This window comes from Limnobaculum zhutongyuii (genome assembly GCF_004295645.1).
Classification (GTDB): domain Bacteria; phylum Pseudomonadota; class Gammaproteobacteria; order Enterobacterales; family Enterobacteriaceae; genus Limnobaculum; species Limnobaculum zhutongyuii.
This window is the reverse complement of record NZ_CP034752.1, coordinates 4,490,785-4,514,621: the sequence shown is the minus strand read 5'-3', so window position 1 is coordinate 4,514,621 and position 23,837 is coordinate 4,490,785. Positions and strand designations below refer to the sequence as shown.

The 23,837-nt window shown below is 48.2% G+C and carries 16 protein-coding genes, 2 tRNA genes and 3 rRNA genes; 14 read left to right on the top strand and 7 right to left on the bottom strand.

Going from position 1 to position 23,837, the window contains the following annotated elements; genetic code table 11:
* Positions 1-135 precede the first annotated feature (135 nt).
* Positions 136-1,971, top strand: a complete 1,836-nt coding sequence (gene glmS / locus EKN56_RS20310) for a glutamine--fructose-6-phosphate transaminase (isomerizing) (RefSeq protein WP_130593456.1) — start codon at positions 136-138, stop codon at positions 1,969-1,971.
* Between the two features lie 165 nt (positions 1,972-2,136).
* Here the strand turns inward: glmS and EKN56_RS20305 are convergent, their stop codons facing one another.
* Complete coding sequence (locus tag EKN56_RS20305; protein ID WP_130593455.1) at positions 2,137-4,155, bottom strand: alpha-amylase; 2,019 nt, start codon at positions 4,153-4,155, stop codon at positions 2,137-2,139.
* Between the two features lie 332 nt (positions 4,156-4,487).
* On the opposite strand from EKN56_RS20305, the gene pstS reads away from it, so the two are divergent.
* From pstS to phoU, 5 genes are all read left to right on the top strand, one after another.
* A complete protein-coding gene (gene pstS, locus EKN56_RS20300) occupies positions 4,488-5,528 on the top strand; it encodes a phosphate ABC transporter substrate-binding protein PstS (RefSeq protein WP_130593794.1) in 1,041 nt (346 codons plus the stop codon).
* Positions 5,529-5,590: 62 nt separating this feature from the next.
* A complete protein-coding gene (gene pstC, locus EKN56_RS20295) occupies positions 5,591-6,547 on the top strand; it encodes a phosphate ABC transporter permease PstC (protein WP_130593454.1) in 957 nt (318 codons plus the stop codon).
* 1 nt (position 6,548) lies between these two features.
* On the top strand, positions 6,549-7,436 hold the full coding sequence (pstA, locus tag EKN56_RS20290; RefSeq protein ID WP_130593453.1) for a phosphate ABC transporter permease PstA: 888 nt from the start codon (positions 6,549-6,551) through the stop codon (positions 7,434-7,436).
* Positions 7,437-7,448: 12 nt separating this feature from the next.
* Positions 7,449-8,231, top strand: a complete 783-nt coding sequence (gene pstB / locus EKN56_RS20285) for a phosphate ABC transporter ATP-binding protein PstB (RefSeq protein ID WP_130593452.1) — start codon at positions 7,449-7,451, stop codon at positions 8,229-8,231.
* Positions 8,232-8,246: 15 nt separating this feature from the next.
* Entirely contained in the window at positions 8,247-8,960 is a 714-nt protein-coding gene (gene phoU / locus EKN56_RS20280) for a phosphate signaling complex protein PhoU (protein ID WP_130593451.1), read from the top strand.
* Between the two features lie 52 nt (positions 8,961-9,012).
* Here phoU and EKN56_RS20275 read toward each other — a convergent pair whose 3' ends face one another.
* From EKN56_RS20275 to hemP, 6 genes are all read right to left on the bottom strand, one after another.
* Positions 9,013-9,837 carry a heme ABC transporter ATP-binding protein gene (locus EKN56_RS20275; protein ID WP_407656502.1) on the bottom strand — a complete coding sequence of 275 codons (825 nt, stop codon included), beginning with the start codon at positions 9,835-9,837 and terminating at the stop codon, positions 9,013-9,015.
* Positions 9,782-10,786, bottom strand: a complete 1,005-nt coding sequence (locus EKN56_RS20270; protein ID WP_130593449.1) for a FecCD family ABC transporter permease — start codon at positions 10,784-10,786, stop codon at positions 9,782-9,784. Before EKN56_RS20270 ends, EKN56_RS20275 begins: the two co-directional genes overlap by 56 nt.
* Complete coding sequence (locus EKN56_RS20265) at positions 10,783-11,613, bottom strand: heme/hemin ABC transporter substrate-binding protein (RefSeq protein ID WP_130593448.1); 831 nt, start codon at positions 11,611-11,613, stop codon at positions 10,783-10,785. Before EKN56_RS20265 ends, EKN56_RS20270 begins: the two co-directional genes overlap by 4 nt.
* Positions 11,610-12,647: a hemin-degrading factor gene (locus EKN56_RS20260; RefSeq protein WP_130593447.1), complete on the bottom strand. Its 1,038-nt coding sequence runs from the start codon at positions 12,645-12,647 to the stop codon at positions 11,610-11,612. Before EKN56_RS20260 ends, EKN56_RS20265 begins: the two co-directional genes overlap by 4 nt.
* A 48-nt stretch (positions 12,648-12,695) precedes the next feature.
* Complete coding sequence (locus EKN56_RS20255; protein ID WP_130593446.1) at positions 12,696-14,708, bottom strand: TonB-dependent hemoglobin/transferrin/lactoferrin family receptor; 2,013 nt, start codon at positions 14,706-14,708, stop codon at positions 12,696-12,698.
* A gap of 95 nt (positions 14,709-14,803) precedes the next feature.
* Entirely contained in the window at positions 14,804-14,986 is a 183-nt protein-coding gene (hemP, locus tag EKN56_RS20250; RefSeq protein WP_130593445.1) for a hemin uptake protein HemP, read from the bottom strand.
* Positions 14,987-15,518: 532 nt separating this feature from the next.
* On the opposite strand from hemP, the gene EKN56_RS20245 reads away from it, so the two are divergent.
* From EKN56_RS20245 to rrf, 8 genes are all read left to right on the top strand, one after another.
* Positions 15,519-16,370 (top strand): ABC transporter substrate-binding protein, encoded by an 852-nt coding sequence (locus EKN56_RS20245; RefSeq protein WP_130593444.1) that lies wholly within the window; start codon positions 15,519-15,521, stop codon positions 16,368-16,370.
* 181 nt (positions 16,371-16,551) lie between these two features.
* Positions 16,552-17,292, top strand: coding sequence for an amino acid ABC transporter permease (locus EKN56_RS20240; RefSeq protein WP_130593443.1), 741 nt, complete (start codon positions 16,552-16,554; stop codon positions 17,290-17,292).
* Between the two features lies 1 nt (position 17,293).
* Positions 17,294-18,040, top strand: coding sequence for an amino acid ABC transporter permease (locus EKN56_RS20235; RefSeq protein WP_130593442.1), 747 nt, complete (start codon positions 17,294-17,296; stop codon positions 18,038-18,040).
* Between the two features lie 374 nt (positions 18,041-18,414).
* Positions 18,415-19,957, top strand: a 16S ribosomal RNA gene (locus tag EKN56_RS20230).
* Between the two features lie 75 nt (positions 19,958-20,032).
* A tRNA-Ile gene (locus EKN56_RS20225) sits at positions 20,033-20,109 on the top strand.
* Positions 20,110-20,239: 130 nt separating this feature from the next.
* A tRNA-Ala gene (locus EKN56_RS20220) sits at positions 20,240-20,315 on the top strand.
* Between the two features lie 201 nt (positions 20,316-20,516).
* Positions 20,517-23,422: ribosomal RNA gene (locus EKN56_RS20215) — 23S ribosomal RNA — on the top strand.
* Positions 23,423-23,552: 130 nt separating this feature from the next.
* A 5S ribosomal RNA gene (gene rrf, locus EKN56_RS20210) occupies positions 23,553-23,668 on the top strand.
* The 16S, 23S and 5S rRNA genes sit together here with 2 tRNA genes alongside, the layout of an rRNA operon.
* The last annotated feature ends 169 nt before the right edge of the window (positions 23,669-23,837 follow it).

Here is a 23,837-nt window from a genome sequence, read left to right as displayed (position 1 = left end):
AACCAGAGAGACGATAGCAAAACATAATAATCCCCAACTCTACAGGCTCGGGGAGGCCGGAAAAACCGGCAAAAAAAAGTCAAGGGCATCGCAGAACCCGGATATCCTCCGGTTCTTAAATCAGGAATATAAACGATGTGTGGAATTGTTGGTGCAGTAGCACAACGAGATGTAGCAGAAATATTGTTAGAAGGTTTACGTCGTCTGGAATACCGCGGGTATGATTCTGCGGGCCTGGCGGTTATTGATGAAGCCCACAACTTACAGCGCGTTCGCCGTTTGGGTAAAGTGAAAATGCTGAGTGACGCCGTGGATGAATATCCACTGTCTGGCGGTACTGGTATTGCACATACCCGTTGGGCTACTCATGGTGAGCCTTCAGAAACTAACGCCCACCCTCACGAATCCGGTTTTATTGCCGTAGTACATAACGGCATTATTGAAAACTATGAGCCTCTGCGCGATGAGCTGAGAGCTAAAGGTTATGTCTTTACGTCTGAGACAGATACCGAAGTTATTGCCCATTTGGTGCATGAAGAGCTGAAAAACAACAGTGAACTCAGCCTGCTGGAAGCAGTACAGCGCGTACTAAAAGTACTGCGTGGTGCTTATGGCACGGTGATTATCGATCGTCGTAATCCGGATGTTCTGGTTGCCGCCCGTTCAGGCAGCCCAATGGTGATTGGCTTAGGTTTGGGGGAAAACTTCATTGCCTCTGACCAGTTAGCGCTGCTGCCGGTTACCCGTCGCTTTATCTATATGGAAGAGGGCGATGTTGCAGAAGTTACCCGTCGTTCCGTAACCATCTTTGATAAAGCGGGAACGCTGGTGGAGCGTCCATCCATTGAATCAACCAGTCAATATGATGCCGGTGATAAAGGTATTTACCGTCATTACATGCAAAAAGAGATTTATGAACAGCCGCTGGCCATAAAAAACACCCTTGAAGGGCGTATCAGCCACGGTCTGGTCAATCTGGAAGAGCTTGGCCCATCAGCGACTGCGCTGTTAGAGAAGGTTGAGCATATTCAAATCGTCGCCTGTGGTACTTCTTACCATTCAGGAATGGTTGCCCGCTACTGGTTTGAAGCCATTGCCGGCGTACCTTGTGATATCGAAATCGCTTCAGAATTCCGCTATCGCAAACCGGCTGTGCGTAAAGGCAGCCTGCTACTGACGTTGTCCCAGTCCGGTGAAACCGCCGATTCTCTGGCTGCGTTACGCTTGTCAAAAGAGCTGGGCTATCTGGGTTCTCTGGCTATCTGTAACGTTAGCGGTTCATCACTGGTTCGTGAATCAGATATTGCACTGATGACCCGTGCTGGTGCTGAAATTGGCGTAGCTTCAACCAAGGCCTTCACCACTCAGTTAACCGTATTATTGATGCTGGTTGCCCGTTTAGGTCGTTTACACGGTATGTCAGAAACAGCGGAGCGCGATATCGTTCATGCTCTTCAGGCGCTGCCTAACCGTATCGATCAGCTTCTGTCTCTGGATAAAGCCATTGAAACGCTGGCAGAAGGTTTCTCAGAGAAGCATCATGCCCTGTTCCTTGGTCGTGGCGATCAGTACCCAATTGCAATGGAAGGCGCACTGAAGCTGAAAGAGATCTCTTATATCCATGCGGAAGCTTATGCAGCGGGTGAGTTAAAACACGGTCCTCTGGCGCTGATTGATGCGGATATGCCGGTAATTGTGGTTGCACCGAATAACGAACTGCTGGAAAAACTGAAGTCGAATATTGAAGAGGTTCGTGCTCGTGGTGGTCAGCTGTATGTGTTTGCGGCAGAAGATGCCGGATTCAGTGATACAGAAGGCATGACCATTATTCCACTGCCTTACGTCGAAGAGCTGGTGGCGCCAATTTTTTATACTATTCCGCTACAGTTACTCTCTTATCACGTTGCGTTGATTAAAGGGACTGACGTTGACCAGCCACGAAATCTGGCGAAGTCGGTGACCGTAGAGTAATTAATAGTAAGCCCTGTGGACCAACAACAACGATCTCTATAGGGCAATAGCGTTATAAACGAAGTCAATCCGGTATGCTGTTCAAAAAGCATACCGGATTTTTTTATGGTTAAATCAACGCAGCCGTCAGACAAGTTACAGGTGTTGTATGCCATCCATTCTAAATTACTGGTTCCCCGCCCAGACAACCATCACTTTGTCCTCTGCGTATTCACGACTAAAGCCGTAACCTTGTTTCATGTTCAAGGTGTTTTGTTTACCTGCTCCGATTGCCGGATGACGAGCACGGAATTGGCTGATTTTCTGCCAGTGAGTGAGCGTGGCGATATTTTGCCCCCAGTTCATGTCTGAACGTGTCCCCTGAAGCGGGTCGGAACCGGTCGGGCCAAACGGGCGCTCCGTTTCATCACCGTAGAAAATTTGTACTGTACCCGGAGTCAGCAACAGTAATTCTGCCGCACGCTGGCCTCCTTCGCGAAACAGGCGAGTATCATGGGAAGAAAGGTAGCTAAGAACGTTAAAATCCTGCAGTTTAGTCGCCATTTGCTGCCAGGTGAGGTCTATGTTCGCGAGGCAATCCACTGATTTTGCCGCCTGCTCCTGATAATCAAAATTGATCATTGCGTCAAAGCCGCTGTGGTAATAGTCGCTTTTCATCACGCCGTGGCCCCAGGCTTCCCCGGTCATCCAGAACGGTGCATCATCCAATTTTTTGTCTGGATTGGCTTTTTTCCATTCGGCCAGCGCAGCAACAGATTGTGTTTTCAACTGTTGCCAGCTTATTTTTTCAACGTGTTTGGCAGTATCTACCCGGAAGCCGTCGATACCGTAATCACGCACCCATTGGCTGAGCCAGTGAGTCAGATAATTTCGCACGGTGTAACCGGCTATTTCTTTGGCATGGGTATCGGGTTTATGACGGTAAAAAACGGGTAAGCCTGCAGGTTGGGGGTTTTCTGTTTTTAAATCTGGCAGGAAAGCCAATGACATGGTTAAGTCATCAAAACCTGGCGTATCGTAATTGCCAATATCGGTACGAATCCAGTTTTTACCCCACCAGTTTTGCCAGGCTGTATTGTCATTGAAGTTGATGTAATCATTAAAGGAGTGCCAACTTTGGCCCGGGCCTGGCTTCCAGTCACTCCAGTGCTTACCGAGTGTTTTAGTCAGCTCGTCGCCTTGAAGATAAAGTGCACCAAACTGATATTCTTGCATATCGGCAAGCGTTGCGTAACCAGTATGGTTCATTACGATGTCGAACAAAATACGGATACCGCGTTTGTGGGCTTCATCCACCAATGTGCGCAACTCATCCTCAGTACCCATATTGGCGTCGAGTGTTGTCCAGTCCATGGTGTAGTAGCCGTGGTAGGCATAATGCGGGAAATCCCCTTTTGTACCGCCGCCAACCCAGCCGTGAATTTGTTCCAGTGGAGAGCTAATCCATAACACGTTCACACCCAATTGCTGTAGATAATCGAGTTTTTGCGTTAAACCAGCCAGGTCACCACCGTGGAATGTGCCGATTTCTTGCATGCCATCTTTATGGCGGCCATAGCTGTTATCGTTTTTCGGATCGCCATTGACAAAACGGTCGGTCAGAACAAAGTAGACCGTTGCGTTATGCCAGTTAAACATTGAAACCTGTTGAGTGGTGGCGGGTTCCAAAAGTAACAGGCCATTGCTGCTCGCCGCAGGCATCAGGGTGATTTGGCCTTGTTTGACCGTTGCGGTTGAACCGCTGTAGAAATCACGGACTTCACTGCCTTCGGCGAAAGTTTTGCTGACGTCTATCGTTAGCGGTTTACCGTCCCATTTCGGGCACTGGCGGGCAATCTCAGCTGGTGCTGTTTGCGCCTCGTTATTGACGCTCAGCATCAGTGTCGGGGTACCGCTGCGAGTGTCTATCTGTACGTGATACTCGCCTTCACGAAATATGCGCCAGACAGGGGGCTCTCCTTCACATGGTTTCAGTGAAAGCGCCTGATTAAGTTTAATTGATTCTGCAGGCTGCCAGCACGCTTGTTCTGATTTGAGATTTAATGGTAGCGAGCCTTTTGCAAGCTTGGTTTCACTGATAAACAAGCCTGGACTTTGCTCTTTAAACGCAGGTATTCCGGATGCCGTCCAGGCAGCGTGCACCAGCCCGGGAAACAGCAAAAACAGCAGAGGTAGTTTTTTCATAAGGTTAATCCCATGATTATCTTTTATTCAGTTTGGCATTGTTTTAATTAATTGAATTCCCCCCAAAAGAAATAATAGAGGAGGAGATAATAGGGTGAGTGACGACGATACCTCTTGCTTTCGATTATAATTAAACCCCTCACTTATTCAGGTCAAAGTAATAATTATATTTATTAAAAATATCATTAAGTTAAATCAAAAATCCTCACTGTCATAAAACTGTAACCTGATTGACATTATACTGTCACTAAACGGTCTTATCTTTGCGCTTGTACTCATCACCAGTCTGATTATTAACGATACAGAGCCAATAAATTCCTTTAGGAGGAATGATGAAACTGATACGTACAACGATTGCTTATAGTATTGCAACAGCCGTTTCTCTGACGACTCTGTCAGCATTTGCGGCAGAGAATATTACCGGTGCCGGCGCTACATTCCCTGCACCTGTCTATGCCAAATGGGCGGATAGCTATCAAAAAGAGAGCGGTAATAACATCAACTATCAAGGGATTGGTTCATCCGGTGGCGTTAAGCAAATTAATGCTAATACGGTAGATTTTGGTGCGTCAGATGCTCCTCTGGATGATGAGAAGCTGGCTAAAGACGATTTGTTTCAGTTCCCAACCGTGATTGGTGGCGTGGTGCTGGCGGTGAATGTTCAGGGAATTAAATCAGGGGAATTAACCCTGGATGGAAAAACCCTGGGCGATATCTACCTGGGCACGGTGAAAAAGTGGAACGATCCGGCGATTGCTAAACTGAATCCGGGCGTCAAATTGCCAGAGCAGGATATTGCGGTAGTACGTCGTGCCGATGGTTCTGGTACTTCCTTCGTGTTCACCAGCTATCTGGCAAAAGTGAATGCGAACTGGAAAGATCAGGTTGGTGTTGGTTCTACCGTTAAATGGCCGGTAGGTTTAGGCGGTAAAGGCAATGATGGTATCGCAGCCTTTGTTCAGCGTTTACCGGGCTCTATTGGTTATGTTGAATATGCTTATGCCAAGCAAAATAATCTGGCCTACACCAAATTGATATCAGCAGATGGTGAGGCGGTAAGCCCGACTCAGCAATCGTTCAGTGCGGCGGCTAAAGGTATCGACTGGTCGAAATCTTTTGCTCAGGACCTGACTTTCCAGAAAGGTAAGGACGTCTGGCCGATTACTTCAACCACTTTTATTCTGGTACATAAAACTCAGAAAGATGCCAAACGTGGTGCTGAAGTACTGAAGTTCTTTGACTGGGGCTACAAGAAAGGCGGCTCTCTGGCAACAGAACTGGATTATGCCGTTTTGCCTGAGTCAGTGGTTGAACAAGTTCGTGCAGCCTGGAAAACGCAGGTTAAAGATAGCAGCGGTAAAGCGCTCTATTAATCATTCCTACCCGCCCTCTTCCAATATATGGAAGGGGGCCGTAAATATGAAAGAGAGACTCAATGGCGGTACATAAGCCGGTAATGAAAGCTCCAGGAAAGCAGGGTGATATTATTTTCGGCGCGCTGGTTAAACTGGCAGCGCTGATTACCCTTTTATTATTGGGCGGCATAATCATCTCTCTGATTATTGCTTCATGGCCCAGTATTCAAAAATTCGGTATTAGTTTCCTCTGGCATAAAGAGTGGGATGCACCAGCCGATGAGTTTGGTGCGCTGGTGCCTATTTATGGCACTATCGTAACCTCGATTATTGCGCTACTGATTGCCGTACCGGTAAGTTTTGGTATAGCGCTGTTCCTGACTGAACTCTCACCTAAATGGTTAAAACGTCCGTTGGGTATTGCCATTGAACTGTTGGCTGCCATTCCCAGCATTGTTTACGGTATGTGGGGGCTGTTTATTTTCGCTCCGCTGTTTGCCGAATATTTTCAACAGCCGGTGGGGGATGTGGTCGCTAATATCCCTATCATTGGCACGCTGTTTTCTGGCCCGGCATTTGGTATCGGTATTTTGGCCGCCGGTATTATTCTGGCCATCATGATTATTCCTTATATCGCTGCGGTAATGCGTGATGTGTTTGAGCAAACGCCAACACTGTTAAAAGAGTCCGCTTACGGCATCGGTTGTACCACTTGGGAAGTGATTCGCAATATCGTGCTGCCTTATACCAAAAACGGTGTAATTGGCGGCATTATGCTGGGGTTAGGCCGTGCCTTAGGAGAAACCATGGCGGTGACCTTCATTATTGGTAACACCTACCAGCTGGATAGCTTCTCCCTGTATATGCCGGGCAACAGTATTACTTCTGCACTGGCTAATGAATTTGCTGAAGCAGAATCTGGCCTGCACACCGCGGCGTTAATGGAGCTGGGATTAATCCTGTTTGTTATCACCTTTATTGTGCTGTCTTTGTCTAAATTAATGATTCTCAGATTAAATAAGAATGAGGGGCGCTAAGATGACCACGATGGATAAATCTGAAATCGCCTCTTTTGATGCTGGCCGCAAACGTATGCAGGCGTGGCGACGTCAAAAAAACCGTATCGCGTTATTAATTTCGATGATGGCCATGGCCTTTGGCCTGTTTTGGTTAATCTGGATTCTGTTTTCAACCATAACTAAAGGCATCGACGGTATGTCGATGGCATTGTTCACCGAAATGACACCACCACCGAATACCGCCGGTGGTGGATTAGCTAACGCCCTTGCCGGTAGCGGCCTGTTGATTTTATGGGCAACGGTGATTGGCACGCCGTTGGGGATTTTGGCGGGTATCTATCTGGCGGAATACGGTCGTAAATCAATCTTTGCTTCCATTGTGCGCTTTATTAACGACATTTTGCTGTCGGCACCCTCCATCGTGGTTGGACTGTTCGTTTACACCATTGTGGTAACGCAGATGGAGCGTTTTTCCGGTTGGGCTGGTGTTATTGCGTTGGCGTTATTACAGGTGCCAATCGTTATTCGTACCACTGAGAATATGTTACGGCTGGTGCCTGACAGTCTGAGAGAGGCGGCTTATGCACTGGGAACACCAAAGTGGAAGATTATCCTGTCTCTGACGCTGAAAGCCTCCTTGTCAGGTATTGTGACCGGTGTACTGTTAGCCATCGCTCGTATTGCCGGAGAAACCGCCCCTTTGCTGTTTACCGCCTTGTCCAATCAGTTCTGGAGCCTCGATCTGAGCCATCCGATTGCCAACTTGCCGGTAACCATATTCAAATTTGCCATGAGCCCGTTTGCTGAGTGGCAGCAGTTAGCCTGGGCTGGCGTATTGCTGATTACCCTGTGCGTATTGTTATTAAATATTCTGGCGCGTGTAGTTTTTGCCAGTAAAAAACACTAGAGAGACGACTTAATGAATCTGACGAGTGACAACAACTCAACCGAAAGCAAGATTCAGGTACGGGATCTGAATTTTTATTACGGCAAATTCCATGCGTTAAAGAATATCTCATTGGATATCGCCAAAAATCAGGTCACGGCATTTATTGGGCCATCCGGCTGTGGTAAATCAACCCTGCTGCGTACCTTCAATAAAATGTACCAGCTTTATCCGGAACAGAATGCCACCGGGCAAATTCTGTTAGATGGTCAAAACATCCTTGAAGATAATCAGGATGTGGCGTTGCTAAGAGCGAAAGTTGGTATGGTGTTCCAAAAGCCAACGCCATTCCCTATGTCGATTTATGACAATATCGCCTTTGGCGTGCGCCTGTTTGAACGCCTGCCTCGCGCAGAGATGGATGAGCGAGTGCAGTGGGCATTAACTAAAGCAGCGCTGTGGGATGAAACCAAAAATAAATTGAATCAGAGTGGCTATAGCCTGTCTGGTGGTCAGCAACAGCGTCTGTGTATTGCCCGTGGTATTGCTATTCGTCCGGAAGTATTGTTGCTGGATGAACCCTGTTCGGCGCTCGATCCTATTTCCACGGGCCGTATTGAAGAGCTGATTAGCGAGTTAAAATCGGAATATACCGTAGTGATCGTAACCCACAATATGCAACAGGCGGCTCGCTGTTCTGACCATACCGCATTTATGTATTTGGGTGAGCTGATTGAATATTCGAATACCGATATGCTGTTTACCGCACCGCAGAAGAAACAGACTGAAGACTACATTACTGGCCGCTATGGTTGATAACGGGGAACCCACATGGAAAACCTTAATTTAGGCAAACACATTTCCGGCCAGTTTAATGCGGAACTGGAACATATTCGTACTCAGGTTATGGTTATGGGAGGGCTGGTGGAACAACAGCTAACTGATGCCATAAACGCTATGCATCAGGCTGATGAAGAGCTGGCCCGTCGGGTGATTGAAGACGATCGTAAAGTTAACAATATGGAAGTGTCGATTGATGAAGCCTGCGTGCGAATCATTGCCAAACGTCAGCCAACCGCCAGCGATTTGCGTTTAGTGATGGCCATCACCAAAACTATTTCAGAACTGGAACGTATTGGCGATGTGGCGGACAAAATTTGTCGTATGGCACTGGAAAAGTTCTCTCAGCAACATAAGCCGCTGCTGGTAAACCTGGAATCTTTAGGTCGCCATACGGTTCAAATGCTGCATGACGTACTTGATGCCTTTGCGCGTATGGATATTGATGAAGCCGTTCGTATCTACCGGGAAGATAAGAAAGTCGATCAGGAGTATGAAGGTATTATCCGTCAGTTGATGACCTATATGATGGAAGATCCGCGCTCTATTCCCAGTGTGTTAACCGCACTGGCCTGTGCCCGTTCCATTGAACGTATTGGCGATCGCTGCCAGAACATTTGTGAGTTTATTTTCTATTTTGTAAAAGGGCAGGATTTCCGTCACCGCAGCGGTGATGAAGTTGAAAATCTGCTGGCGAAAAAGTAAAACGACCGTTATTTCACGCCCGGTTCTGATGCTTTCTGAATCGGGCGTGAGCTTATCTTCTTAAGCAAATTTGGGGCACTTCAGTATTTTCAGGATGCCCGTAAACACAGAGATCTGCCTGATACCAGCGCGTTAGCAATTCATCTTTTAACACTTCCCCCGGCGTTCCGCTGGCAACAATACTTCCCTGATGCAACAGCAGAATCCTGTCCGCATACAGTGCCGCAAGATTCAGGTCATGCAGTACGGTACAAACGGAGAACGGGGCCTGACGTGTCATCTGTTTTAGCAAACGCAATGTTTGCTGCTGATGGTAAAGGTCTAATGCTGAAGTGGGCTCATCAAGAAACAGCAATCGTTCTACCGGCGTTGGATGCCATAGCTGAGCTAACAATCGGGCTAACTGTATCCGCTGCTTTTCACCACCAGAGAGCTGGTTGTACTGGCGTTTAAGCAGTGGCGCGCATTCCGTTATGTTTATTGCATGATCGATAGCCTGTTGATTCTGATGATGATTACCATAAGGTGTGCGTCCCATAGCGATCACTTCCTGTACGCTAAAGGGGAATGTCAGTGCGCTGTGCTGGTTCATGACGGCACGAACCGCAGCCAGATCTCTATGTTGCCACTGAGGCAAAGGGCGATTTTGCAACTGGCAGTGACCGCTGTCCGGTTGGATATATCCGGTCAGAATACGTAACAGGGTGGATTTTCCTGCCCCGTTGGGGCCAATAATCGCGACCAGTTCACCGGCGTTTAGCGTCAGTGAAACCTGTTTGATAATATCGCGGTTATACCGGCTATAGTTCAGATGTTCAGCCTTAAGCACGGGGTCTCTCTCTTTGGCGCAGAATAAGCCATAAAAAATAGGGGCCACCCAACAGGCTGGTAATCAAACCAACCGGAATTTCCGCCGGTGATGCCAACGTTCTGGCCAGGGTATCGGCCAGCAGCAGAAGGCAAGCCCCTCCCAGTACCGAGCCGGGTAACAGCCAACGATGGTCAGAGCCCAGTTGTAAACGGATCAGATGAGGGATCACCAGCCCGATAAAGCCAATGATCCCGCTCATCGCAACGGCGGTGCCGATCAGTAACGCGCTTAGCATCAATAAACCTAACTTTACCGATTCGACGTTAACCCCAAGATAGTGAGCTTCTTCATCTCCCAACTGTAATATGTTTAACAACCGCGACAGACGCAGGCCGATGGCAATCGCCGGTAGAATTAATGAAGCGGCAATGATCAGCGTAGACCATTGAGCCTGGCCTAAACTGCCCATACTCCAAAGAGAGAACTGTCGGAGCTGTTGGTCATCACTGATATAGCTAATAACGCCAATGGCCGCCCCGGCCAGTGCGTTAAGTGCAATACCTGTTAGCAATAAACGAGTGAGATTTCCATGACCGGTTTTACTCAAGGCATAAAGTAGACAGCAAACGGCAATGCTGCCGCCAAAGGCGGCCAGCGTATGCCCATACAGTTTCAGAACGCCGGTTAGTGGAAGGGGGAGTAAAATCGCCAGTGCCACGCACAGGGCTGCACCAGTACTAATACCCAATAACCCGGGATCGGCCAGTGGGTTACGAAATAGCCCCTGCATGATCGCGCCAGATACTGCTAAAGCGGCACCGATAAGGGTTGCCAGCAACACTCGGGGAAGACGAATATTCAACCAGATGTGCCAGCTCCCCTCTTCTCCCGATCGGGTAAGCAGGGTATAAAACGAAAGTTTGACCGGCCCCAGATTAGCGGCGAACAGCGTCAGGATGACCAAAGCCATCAACATTGCCACCAGCCAGTAGCGTGGTGAAATGCGGCTATTCATCCGGCGTGTTCCATTGCTTTACGCAGTTCAGCAATCACTTCCGGCGTTTTCAGACTAAAACCAAGCAGGGAAAGATCGTCTACCACCAGTAAACGTTTATTCTTTCCTGCTGGGGTTTGGCTGATACCAGCTAATTGCCAAATATTGTCTTCACTGCCAAACGTTGCATATCCCGCCGAGGTGATTAACAGAATGTCCGGGGCTGCTGCGATGATGCCTTCCTGAGAAAGTGGACGATATTTGTTAAATCCCTGCATGGCATTAGTACCACCGGCAATGGTAATAATAGCGTCAGCGGCAGTGTTTTGTCCGGCAGCCATCGGCGTTGAGCCGGTGTAGTTCATGACAAATAACACTTTGGATGGCAATGGATTCTTCGGCAGGGCTGCTAACTGATTCCGGTAATCTGCAATCAGCGTTTCTCCCTGCTTCTCTTTGCCCAGCGCCTGAGCGACTGCGTGGATTTTATCCGTTACAGTTTCCAGCGATGGTTTACCAGGAATGCTGACAACCTTTACCCCACTCTGACTAACCTGTTCCAACGCCAGTGCCGGTAGCGACTGGTCGCTGGCAAGTACTAATGAGGGTTTGAGTGAAAGAATCCCTTCAGCGTTTAACTGGCGCATATAGCCAATATCGGGCAGTGCCTTTGCCGCTTCCGGATAGGTACTGGTTGAATCACGCCCTACCAGCTGTGACTGCGCCTGTAGCGCATACACGATTTCTGTTACATCACCGCCAATGCTGACAATGCGTTCACTGGCTAGCGCATTGAGTGATAGCACAGAAAGGAGGGCTATCAGCCCTCGGTTGATTAGCCCTTTCATGCAGATACCGTCTGTTGTAACAAGGTGTCTATTTGAGTTCGCCAGATTTGCTGTTCCGGTTGCCCTTCGGTGCGTTGACCATAAAGTTGGGCAATTTGTGTACCGTCAGCGGCAAACAGTTCCAGGCTGGTAACAAAACCATCTTTAGTTGGTTTACGGGTGACCCAGCTTTCAACAATATCGTTTTCAATCAGGTGCAGTACAAACTCTTTATTGAAAATATTAATCCAGCCATCAATCGGTGCTACGCGATCAATTTTTCCGGTGAAAATCTGCACACAGCCTCGGTTACCGACGAATACCATAATGTCGTTAGCTTCGTTTTTCGCCATTTGCAGAATTTGTCGCAGGGACTGGTTATCTACCCGCTGTGCCAGATCGTCTTCAACTGCATTAAAAGCCTGCTGACGAGTAATGCTATGTTTATTCAGCAGTTTAAAAAACTGGTGAACATCTGTCATCGCACGCCATTCACTGTCGATAGTTTGGTTATCGATGACCGCCTGCCCGGCAGATGACGCTTGCACTGCATCCAGCTTCAGTGATGGATTATCCTGTTGGATAAACGTATCAATCACCTTTTGCCAGGCATCCATATCAGTATTTTCCGTGGTATAGACTTTATGCAGCGCATCGCCATACTCATCAAAGAACTGGATGCTGTGGCGAGTGCCGCGTTTACCCTCTTCCTTTAAAGCAAAGACAAATAGCCAGTGCTCAAGAAACAGACGTAAGTCCAGCGCATAAGGATTCAGAATCAACCCGGCGTGATCGCCTAAATGCTGATTGGTATATTTGCCGACTTGCTCATGTACGGCATGTTGGTTACGGGTGATTGATTTCGTTTCACCAACACTTTCCAGTGCGGCCAGTAAGGCCTTGATATCACTTTTCAGGCGAACGGCATCGTGGCCGACACGGGAATGAGTTAGCTCCGCTTCACTAATGTTGAGCAGCTGTGCCAGATCTCTGGCGTACTTTTCTGGGTGTTGCTGTTTTGCCTGTAAGTAGCTCTGATATAAAGAAGTGGTCATTTTTTATTCCTGAATAATGATATTCCCCCTGTAGACAGGGGGTAGTGGTTAAAACTGATAGCTTGCGAATAACTTCACATTGCGGCCATCTTGAAGGGCACCATTAGGCGCGTAGTACTCTTTATCGAAGGCATTAGCGATAACCACGCTGGTGGTTAATTTGTCGGAAAGGATTTCCGGTTTGTAGCTAAGATAGAAATCGTGAGTGGCATAACCGCGCTGTGGTGTTGGCGTATCATTAATACGATTGGCAAACACACCCATCCAGCCAACAGAAGCATTGCTATGACCAACAGGAACATTCAGGCGGGTAGAAACCGTGTCCGGGTTGACGGTTGATAACCATTCGCCGGTGTCTTCGTTTTTACCGCTGGTACGGTTATAAGCCACGCTTAAATCAAAATAGCGGCTCTGATAATCCATCATCACATCCCAACCCCAAATTTTGGCGTTAGGGATATTGACCGATGTGGTTTCACACGGAGAACAAATCACGCCAACGCCTGGGCGATACCCCATCTGCATATTGACGGCGGTTGAGATGTAATCATCAGCCTTAGTGCCGAAGTAGCTGGCTTTAAATTTCAGGTCATCATCAGCAAGCAAAACGTTGTCAAATCTCAGCCCAAAACCGACTTCCTGAGTGGCATTGGTTTCTGGTTTCAGATTCGGGTTAGGCTTCCAGTAGTTATTCATGGTTGGGCCCATGCTGAAGTGCAGGGAGTCGTTATACATTTCGCCCATGGTTGGTGCCCGGAAGGCTTCTGCATAAGAAGCAAACAGGCTTAACCATTCGGTAGGGAAGATGGACAAAGCAATTTTTGGTGACCACTGGTCGGCATCAATATCACTATAGCCGCTGCTTTCAGCTTTGTAGTTGTCATAGCGGATAGCACCAATCAGAGAGACAGGCAGGTCGCGCAGGGTAATTTCATCCTGTAACCAGCCTGAAGCAAAACGAATTTCGGCATCGGGGAAGCTGGTAGTTGCGCCACTTGGGGTCTGTTTTTGTTTATAAGTTTCAGCGCCGTAAGTCAGCTGGCTCGGCATAAAACTTTCCTGGAACAGACGTGAACGGTTATCCAGCTTGATACCCTCGGTTTTCTGCTTACGGTTTTCAGCTTTCTGGCCGGTAGGAGAGGAGTCGATATTGGTTTCAGAGTAGTAAACGCGAGTAGTGGCGTTTAACCAATCCATATCAGCAGGATTCAGGTTGTATACCAGTTGGGCATCTTTATTTTCTGTGGTGCGGTTAGTCATTACATCAGTAGTGGTGCTACCGGCACTCAGATTTTGTGGATTCTTCGGCTCTTTGGCATCGTTGTTGTAGTAACGCAGATTAGCCATCAGGGATTGAGCATCGGTGATAGCCCATTTCCCTTTAGCCAGGAAGGAGCCGATTTGCTCATCGTTTGGTGCTGTTTCACCGTTACTTAAACGCAGGTTGCCTTTATCACGGAAGTTGGCGGAAAACACACCATCAAGAGAGTCAGTTCTGCCGAATGTTGTCAAACCCATGGCCTGGCTGTGATCCAGCGTAGCGCCGGATGTAAACAGTCGAACGCCACCGGCTTCGCCACTGCGCAGTAAATCTTTTGCATCAACGGTTTCAAAAGAGATAACCCCGCCTAATGCACCGCTGCCATAAAGTTGAGCGCCAGGACCACGCACCACTTCAACACGTTTAATCAGTGCGGGATCAAGAAAAATACCGTTCAGGTGTCCGGTATCGGTACCCTGACGAATGCCATCTACCAGTGTTAACACGCCGCGTTTATCATAGCCGCGCATGTTGATATCTTGCCCGTTACTACGGGATGTACCTGTGATAGTAATGCCGGGAATAGAACGCACCAGATCGGCGGCGCTGTTTGCTGCCAGATTTTCCGGGGCGTTAGCATCAACCACGGTTATCATCATTGGGGCTTCAAACGCATTGCGGTCGTTGCCCGTTGCGGTAACGGTCATGACTTCATTGGTAGTTTTGGCCGGAGTTTCCGCATTGGCCAATAGCGGCAACGCACAGGTAACGGCAATCGTTAAAGATGACAGACGAAGCATAACTGCAACTCTCCATGAATGTTTTAAATGAAAGTTGCTGGCTGCCTGGACTTAACTGGATGGTCTGGGTGGCTGGCTGTTTTATGTATTAAGAATTATTTGGTTAAAATGAGTTTTCCGGTTTTGGTAATGCGCAACTGGTATTGTTGGCCTTGATGCTGAATCAGCAAAATACCTGATTCCCCTAACAGCTGTTGGCTGCTTACCTGAGGTAACGGAGAGGCGGGATCCGCCGGTCGTTTTATTTCCGGGCGTTCCTGGGAAGATAGAGTTTTCATGAAAGCCACTTGGTAATGATAATTAATAGCAAATTGATAATAATTATCATTTAAAAAATTAACTTCAACAAGTCTTAATTTTGTGATGTGTGTTATGTTAATGATATGTTGTTATTTTTTGTTTTTAGAATCAGATAGTTATCTGGTGATTAGGCATGAATTATAGTAAGTTTCTCTTTGGTTTTATATGGTTTAATTATTGTTATTTATTTGAATTTTATGTGATTGGTTGGTGATTTTATCCGTTGTTAATGAATGAGTGTTGCGGTGTTTTTATTGAATGAATCAGATTAACTCAAAATCTTATTTAAACATTTAATTCACATCTGAATGGATGGTTTGTTGATGTTTTAAGCTAATCAAATTGCCATGAAAAATAGCAATGGAACGGTAACCGACTATTTTTACAAAAGAAATGCTTATAACTAAATGACATATCAAATCCGTTTATATTATTTCACACCGTCTCTGATTTGCATTTAACTGGCTGACACAAACACGATTCTTTCTTTACATACATCGGGATTCAGCCATGAAATTGACATTAAAACAAAGCGTACTTTCATTAACCATACTGGCTGCTCTCTCCGGCACTGCAGCGGTAGCCCATGCGGACCAACTGGATGATATTAAAAAAGCCGGTGTGGTGAATATTGCCGTATTCGACAGTAACCCTCCGTTTGGTTATGTCGATCCACAAACTAAAAAGATTGTGGGTTATGACGTAGATATCGCGAATGCGATTGGTAAAGCATTAGGGGTTAAAGTTGAGCTGAAAGCGACTAATCCAGCCAACCGTATTCCTCTGCTGACATCTAAGAAAGTTGATCTGATAGCAGCTAACTTCACCATTACGCCTCAGCGTGCTAAAGAAGTTGATTTTAGCGTGCCTTATTTTGCCACGGGCCAAAAATTTATTTCTCATAAAGGCGTGTTAAAACAGCCAGATGATATTGCTAAGTTACGTATCGGGGCCGATAAAGGCACCGTTCAGGAAATCACTCTGCGGGATAAGTACCCAACAGCCAAAGTTATCTCTTATGACGATACCCCGGTTGCCTTCACGGCACTGCGTAATGGTAACGTTCAGGCTATTACTCAGGATGATGCCAAGTTAGTCGGTCTGCTGGCGAATCTGCCTGATGCAGTAAAAGCAGACTTTGAAATTACACCATTCAGTATCACTAAAGAGTATCAGGGTGTTGGTATCACTAAAGGTGAGACGCGCCTGACGGAAGAAGTTAACAAAGTGCTGCTGGAGCTGGAGAAAGATGGCGAAGCAACCAAAATTTATAACCGCTGGTTTGGGCCTGAAACTAAATCTTCCATGCCGCGCGGAGAATTTAAGTTTGGTGCGGTAACGCCTGATCCTTCTAAAGCTTAATCAGTTAACAGACCCACTTTATTGCGGGTTGTCAGATCGGGGCATGCTTTGGCGTGCCCTGTTTTGGTTTGTAGAGAATGAAGCTTTCTGTTTCAACAGAGATTCAAAGGTTGCCGGTTATACCGACGTTAATTGGAATAGAGTATGGTTAGTGGATAACCGTAATAAATAGCTGGTGCTTATGTTCGATGAAAAATTAACAAAATTATTATTAGCGCCTGAATACCTGGGATGGTTGTGGGATGGTTTTTTATTGACGTTAGGGCTGTCTGCAGTCTCTATTATTGCCGCTACGGCGTTAGGTATGGTGGTTGCCGGAGCCAGAGACAGCAAACAGGCCGTTTTGCGTTTACCGGTGATTGCCTATTGCTCCCTGTTTCGTAATACTCCGCTGCTGGTACAGCTATTCTTTTGGTACTTCGGTGTGGGTAAATTGCTGCCTGCCGGAGTCATTCCCTGGTTAAACACACCTCATGAAATCACGCTGTTTGGGCTCACGCTGGCCTGGCCTTCTTTTGAGTTTATCGCCGCCCTGTTCGGATTAACGGTTTACTTTTCGGCATTTATTGCTGAAGAGATTCGTTCGGGAATTCGAGGCGTTAAGGCCGGACAGAAATATGCAGCACTGGCTCTTGGGCTTAATGGCTGGCAATCAATGCGCTATGTGATTTTGCCGCAGGCACTGAAAATTGCGTTCCCCCCGTTACTCGGTCAGTACATGAATATTGTTAAAAGTACTTCTCTGGCCATGGCGATTGGTGTGGCGGAACTTTCCTATGCTTCACGTCAGGTAGAGACCGAAACCCTAAGAGCGTTTCAGGCTTTTGGCGTTGCTACCATGCTGTATATCGTCGCCATTGCGGTGATGGAAGCCTGGGGCATGTGGTATGAGCATCGTTTGTTAGCAAAGGAGCGCCGCTGATATGGATTTCACCGTAATTTATGACAATCTGGATTATCTGTTGTGGGGTGCTTATCCGGATGGGCCTATTGGTGGTGCGGCATTAACGCTGATTATCAGTTTGATTGCTGGTGTGATATCCGCGATTTTAGGCGTTATTCTTGGTGTGGCGCTGGCTATGTTTCGCGGTTGGGTTGGTGGCGTTATTGCTGCTGTCCTTGGTTTCTTCCGCGCTATTCCAGTGATTATGCTGATCTTCTGGGCCTATTTTATGTTGCCGATGCTGTTTGGTATTGATATCCCGGCGCTTACTTCGGTTGTTTGCGCGCTGGCTTTGATCTCATCAGCTTATTTAGCCCACGGTGTAAAAGCAGGCATTATCGCTATTGGCGCAGGTCAATGGCAGGCTGGAATGTCATTGGGGTTCAATCGTTGGCAGGTATTATGGTACATCGTATTACCTCAGGCTTTGAGAATGATGGTGTCTTCATTTATTAATCAATGGATCTCTTTGATTAAAGACACCTCGTTAGCATATATAGTTGGCGTTGGTGAACTGACATTTCTGGCAACTCAGGTTAATAACCGCAGTATGGTGTATCCAACTGAAGTGTTCCTGTTTATTGCGCTGGTCTATTTCATTTTCTGCCTGTCATTGGATTTAGTGGCTAATTGGGTAAGTAAGCGCTACTCAGTAAAAGAACCTGCGGAAAAGCGCAAATGGTTTGCCTGGATGGAAAAGTCACCGATTGAGGTCAAACAAAGTTAAGTTTTGGCTAAACAATCAGCAGTCAGAATTATTTTATCAATTAGCACTTGCCAGATGATTCTGAGTCCCTATAATGCGCCTCCACTGACACGGCAACAGCCGCTTCAGTTCAGACGTTATCGTGCATAAATCTGTGATTTAACACTTGACTCTGACGCGGGAAAGCGTAGTATACGCAGCCCGTGTTGCGGGAAGTTTTTCGCCGCAACATCGCTCTTTAACAATTTATCAGACAATCTGTGTGGGCACTCACAAGACGGTATCTCACGTCATTACACTTCGGTGTAACGACACAAAAAAATACCAAGTCTTAAAGAGTGACCAGACAGTAATTCATTTGAATTATTGAAAGTAATCTTTGAGCATCAAGCTTTTAATTGAAGAGTTTGATCATGGCTCAGATTGAACGCTGGCGGCAGGCCTAACACATGCAAGTCGGGCGGTAGCACAGAGGAGCTTGCTCCTTGGGTGACGAGCGGCGGACGGGTGAGTAATGTCTGGGGATCTGCCTGATGGAGGGGGATAACTACTGGAAACGGTAGCTAATACCGCGTAACGTCGCAAGACCAAAGCGGGGGACCTTCGGGCCTCGCGCCATCAGATGAACCCAGATGGGATTAGCTAGTAGGTGGGGTAATGGCTCACCTAGGCGACGATCCCTAGCTGGTCTGAGAGGATGACCAGCCACACTGGGACTGAGACACGGCCCAGACTCCTACGGGAGGCAGCAGTGGGGAATATTGCACAATGGGGGAAACCCTGATGCAGCCATGCCGCGTGTGTGAAGAAGGCCTTAGGGTTGTAAAGCACTTTCAGTGGGGAGGAAGGATGTGGTGTTAATAGCACCATGTATTGACGTTACCCACAGAAGAAGCACCGGCTAACTCCGTGCCAGCAGCCGCGGTAATACGGAGGGTGCAAGCGTTAATCGGAATTACTGGGCGTAAAGCGCACGCAGGCGGTTTGTCAAGTCGGATGTGAAATCCCCGGGCTTAACCTGGGAACTGCATCCGAAACTGGCAAGCTAGAGTCTTGTAGAGGGGGGTAGAATTCCATGTGTAGCGGTGAAATGCGTAGAGATGTGGAGGAATACCGGTGGCGAAGGCGGCCCCCTGGACAAAGACTGACGCTCAGGTGCGAAAGCGTGGGGAGCAAACAGGATTAGATACCCTGGTAGTCCACGCTGTAAACGATGTCGACTTGGAGGTTGTTCCCTTGAGGAGTGGCTTCCGGAGCTAACGCGTTAAGTCGACCGCCTGGGGAGTACGGCCGCAAGGTTAAAACTCAAATGAATTGACGGGGGCCCGCACAAGCGGTGGAGCATGTGGTTTAATTCGATGCAACGCGAAGAACCTTACCTACTCTTGACATCCAGAGAATTTAGCAGAGATGCTTTAGTGCCTTCGGGAGCTCTGAGACAGGTGCTGCATGGCTGTCGTCAGCTCGTGTTGTGAAATGTTGGGTTAAGTCCCGCAACGAGCGCAACCCCTATCCTTTGTTGCCAGCACGTAATGGTGGGAACTCAAAGGAGACTGCCGGTGATAAACCGGAGGAAGGTGGGGATGACGTCAAGTCATCATGGCCCTTACGAGTAGGGCTACACACGTGCTACAATGGCGTATACAAAGAGAAGCTACCTCGCGAGAGCATGCGGACCTCATAAAGTACGTCGTAGTCCGGATTGGAGTCTGCAACTCGACTCCATGAAGTCGGAATCGCTAGTAATCGTAGATCAGAATGCTACGGTGAATACGTTCCCGGGCCTTGTACACACCGCCCGTCACACCATGGGAGTGGGTTGCAAAAGAAGTAGGTAGCTTAACCTTCGGGAGGGCGCTTACCACTTTGTGATTCATGACTGGGGTGAAGTCGTAACAAGGTAACCGTAGGGGAACCTGCGGTTGGATCACCTCCTTACCTGAAAGATATGCAGTTGCGTGCAGTGTCCACACAGATTGTCTGATGAAGAATAACGAGCAGAAATACCTTTATAGGCTTGTAGCTCAGGTGGTTAGAGCGCACCCCTGATAAGGGTGAGGTCGGTGGTTCAAGTCCACTCAGGCCTACCAAATTCTTCCTCATGCTGCGTTATGCTCGCGGTCGTTTACTGATGTAAACTTCCCGGTCGCATGCCTTGCCTGAGAAAGAATTAACTCTTTTACGAGTGGTAACTGAAAAGGTATCTGTACGTGACTACATGGGGCTATAGCTCAGCTGGGAGAGCGCCTGCCTTGCACGCAGGAGGTCAGCGGTTCGATCCCGCTTAGCTCCACCATTTAGTCCTGTAAATCAATACTTCAGAGTATATTGGCAACAGTATGCTGTGAAGTATTATGCTCTTTAACAATCCGGAACAAGCTGAAATTTGAATCCTCAGCCATACATGAGTAATACACTGACATGTAGTGGACTGAGCGAGTCTCTCAATTGTTTGCAACTTTAGAATGTTGTCTTTCGAGACACCTTCGGGTTGTGAGGTTAAGTGACTAAGCGTACACGGTGGATGCCTAGGCAGTCAGAGGCGATGAAGGGCGTGCTAATCTGCGATAAGCGTCGGTAAGGTGATATGAACCGTTATAACCGGCGATACCCGAATGGGGAAACCCAGTGCAATTCGTTGCACTATCATACGATGAATACATAGTCGTATGAGGCGAACCGGGGGAACTGAAACATCTAAGTACCCCGAGGAAAAGAAATCAACCGAGATTCCCCCAGTAGCGGCGAGCGAACGGGGAGGAGCCCAGAACCTGAATCAGTTTGTGTGTTAGTGGAAGCGTCTGGAAAGTCGCACGGTACAGGGTGATAGTCCCGTACACCAAAATGCACAGATTGTGAGTTCGATGAGTAAGGCGGGACACGTGACATCCTGTCTGAATATGGGGGGACCATCCTCCAAGGCTAAATACTCCTGACTGACCGATAGTGAACCAGTACCGTGAGGGAAAGGCGAAAAGAACCCCGGCGAGGGGAGTGAAACAGAACCTGAAACCGTGTACGTACAAGCAGTGGGAGCACCCTTTGGGGTGTGACTGCGTACCTTTTGTATAATGGGTCAGCGACTTATATTTTGTAGCAAGGTTAACCGAATAGGGGAGCCGTAGGGAAACCGAGTCTTAACTGGGCGTCAAGTTGCAAGGTATAGACCCGAAACCCGGTGATCTAGCCATGGGCAGGTTGAAGGTTGGGTAACACTAACTGGAGGACCGAACCGACTAATGTTGAAAAATTAGCGGATGACCTGTGGCTGGGGGTGAAAGGCCAATCAAACCGGGAGATAGCTGGTTCTCCCCGAAAGCTATTTAGGTAGCGCCTCGTGAACTCATCTTCGGGGGTAGAGCACTGTTTCGACTAGGGGGCCATCCCGGCTTACCAACTCGATGCAAACTCCGAATACCGAAGAATGTTATCACGGGAGACACACGGCGGGTGCTAACGTCCGTCGTGAAGAGGGAAACAACCCAGACCGCCAGCTAAGGTCCCAAAGTCATGGTTAAGTGGGAAACGATGTGGGAAGGCACAGACAGCCAGGATGTTGGCTTAGAAGCAGCCATCATTTAAAGAAAGCGTAATAGCTCACTGGTCGAGTCGGCCTGCGCGGAAGATGTAACGGGGCTAAACCATGCACCGAAGCTGCGGCAGCGATATGAAAATATTGTTGGGTAGGGGAGCGTTCTGTAAGCCTGCGAAGGTGGACTGTGAGGTCTGCTGGAGGTATCAGAAGTGCGAATGCTGACATAAGTAACGATAAAGCGGGTGAAAAGCCCGCTCGCCGGAAGACCAAGGGTTCCTGTCCAACGTTAATCGGGGCAGGGTGAGTCGACCCCTAAGGCGAGGCCGAAAGGCGTAGTCGATGGGAAACAGGTTAATATTCCTGTACTTGGTGTTACTGCGAAGGGGGGACGAAGAAGGCTAGGCTATCCGGGCGACGGTTGTCCCGGTTTAAGCGTGTAGGTGGAGTGATTAGGTAAATCCGATTGCTTATTAACACTGAGGCGTGATGACGAGCCACTACGGTGGTGAAGTAGTTGATGCCCTGCTTCCAGGAAAAGCCTCTAAGCTCCAGGTAACATTAAATCGTACCCCAAACCGACACAGGTGGTCAGGTAGAGAATACTCAGGCGCTTGAGAGAACTCGGGTGAAGGAACTAGGCAAAATGGTGCCGTAACTTCGGGAGAAGGCACGCTGGCATTAGGTGAAGTGGTTTACCCATGGAGCTGAAGCCAGTCGAAGATACCAGCTGGCTGCAACTGTTTATTAAAAACACAGCACTGTGCAAACACGAAAGTGGACGTATACGGTGTGACGCCTGCCCGGTGCTGGAAGGTTAATTGATGGGGTTAGCGTAAGCGAAGCTCTTGATCGAAGCCCCAGTAAACGGCGGCCGTAACTATAACGGTCCTAAGGTAGCGAAATTCCTTGTCGGGTAAGTTCCGACCTGCACGAATGGCGTAATGATGGCCAGGCTGTCTCCACCCGAGACTCAGTGAAATTGAACTCGCAGTGAAGATGCTGTGTACCCGCGGCAAGACGGAAAGACCCCGTGAACCTTTACTATAGCTTGACACTGAACATTGAGCCTTGATGTGTAGGATAGGTGGGAGGCTTTGAAGCGGTGACGCCAGTCATCGTGGAGCCAACCTTGAAATACCACCCTTTAATGTTTGATGTTCTAACTTTGGCCCGTGATCCGGGTTGAGGACAGTGTCTGGTGGGTAGTTTGACTGGGGCGGTCTCCTCCCAAAGAGTAACGGAGGAGCACGAAGGTTAGCTAATCACGGTCGGACATCGTGAGGTTAGTGCAAAGGCATAAGCTAGCTTGACTGCGAGAGTGACGGCTCGAGCAGGTACGAAAGTAGGTCTTAGTGATCCGGTGGTTCTGAATGGAAGGGCCATCGCTCAACGGATAAAAGGTACTCCGGGGATAACAGGCTGATACCGCCCAAGAGTTCATATCGACGGCGGTGTTTGGCACCTCGATGTCGGCTCATCACATCCTGGGGCTGAAGTAGGTCCCAAGGGTACGGCTGTTCGCCGTTTAAAGTGGTACGCGAGCTGGGTTTAGAACGTCGTGAGACAGTTCGGTCCCTATCTGCCGTGGGCGCTGGAAGATTGAGAGGGGTTGCTCCTAGTACGAGAGGACCGGAGTGAACGCACCACTGGTGTTCGGGTTGTCATGCCAATGGCATTGCCCGGTAGCTACGTGCGGAAAAGATAACCGCTGAAAGCATCTAAGCGGGAAACTTGCCTCGAGATGAGTCTTCCCTTGGACCCAGAGTCCACTGAAGGAACGTTAAAGACTATGACGTTGATAGGTCGGGTGTGTAAGCGTAGCGATACGTTGAGCTAACCGATACTAATGAACCGTGAGACTTAACCTTACAACACCGAAGGTGTTTTGGTGAGATGAGATTGAGAGAGAGAAGTCGAATTTCAGCGAATGTTCAGGATTGAAATGGATGGTTGTGTGGATAGTGATATTGACATACAACGGTTCATGTACAGAATATGCCTGGCGGCGACAGCGCGGTGGTCCCACCTGACCCCATGCCGAACTCAGAAGTGAAACGCCGTAGCGCCGATGGTAGTGTGGGGCTTCCCCATGCGAGAGTAGGGAACTGCCAGGCTTTAATTAAGAGAAACCCTCAGCGTAAGCTGGGGGTTTTTTGCTTTATGCAGATTGCGAAATAATCAGAGATTAGCCCTGTCGGCCGGGCACCTTAGTGATATCAGCACATACCGGTTACGGCCGGAATATTCGCTCCAGTCAATTTATCAGGTTCTGATAAGGAAGAG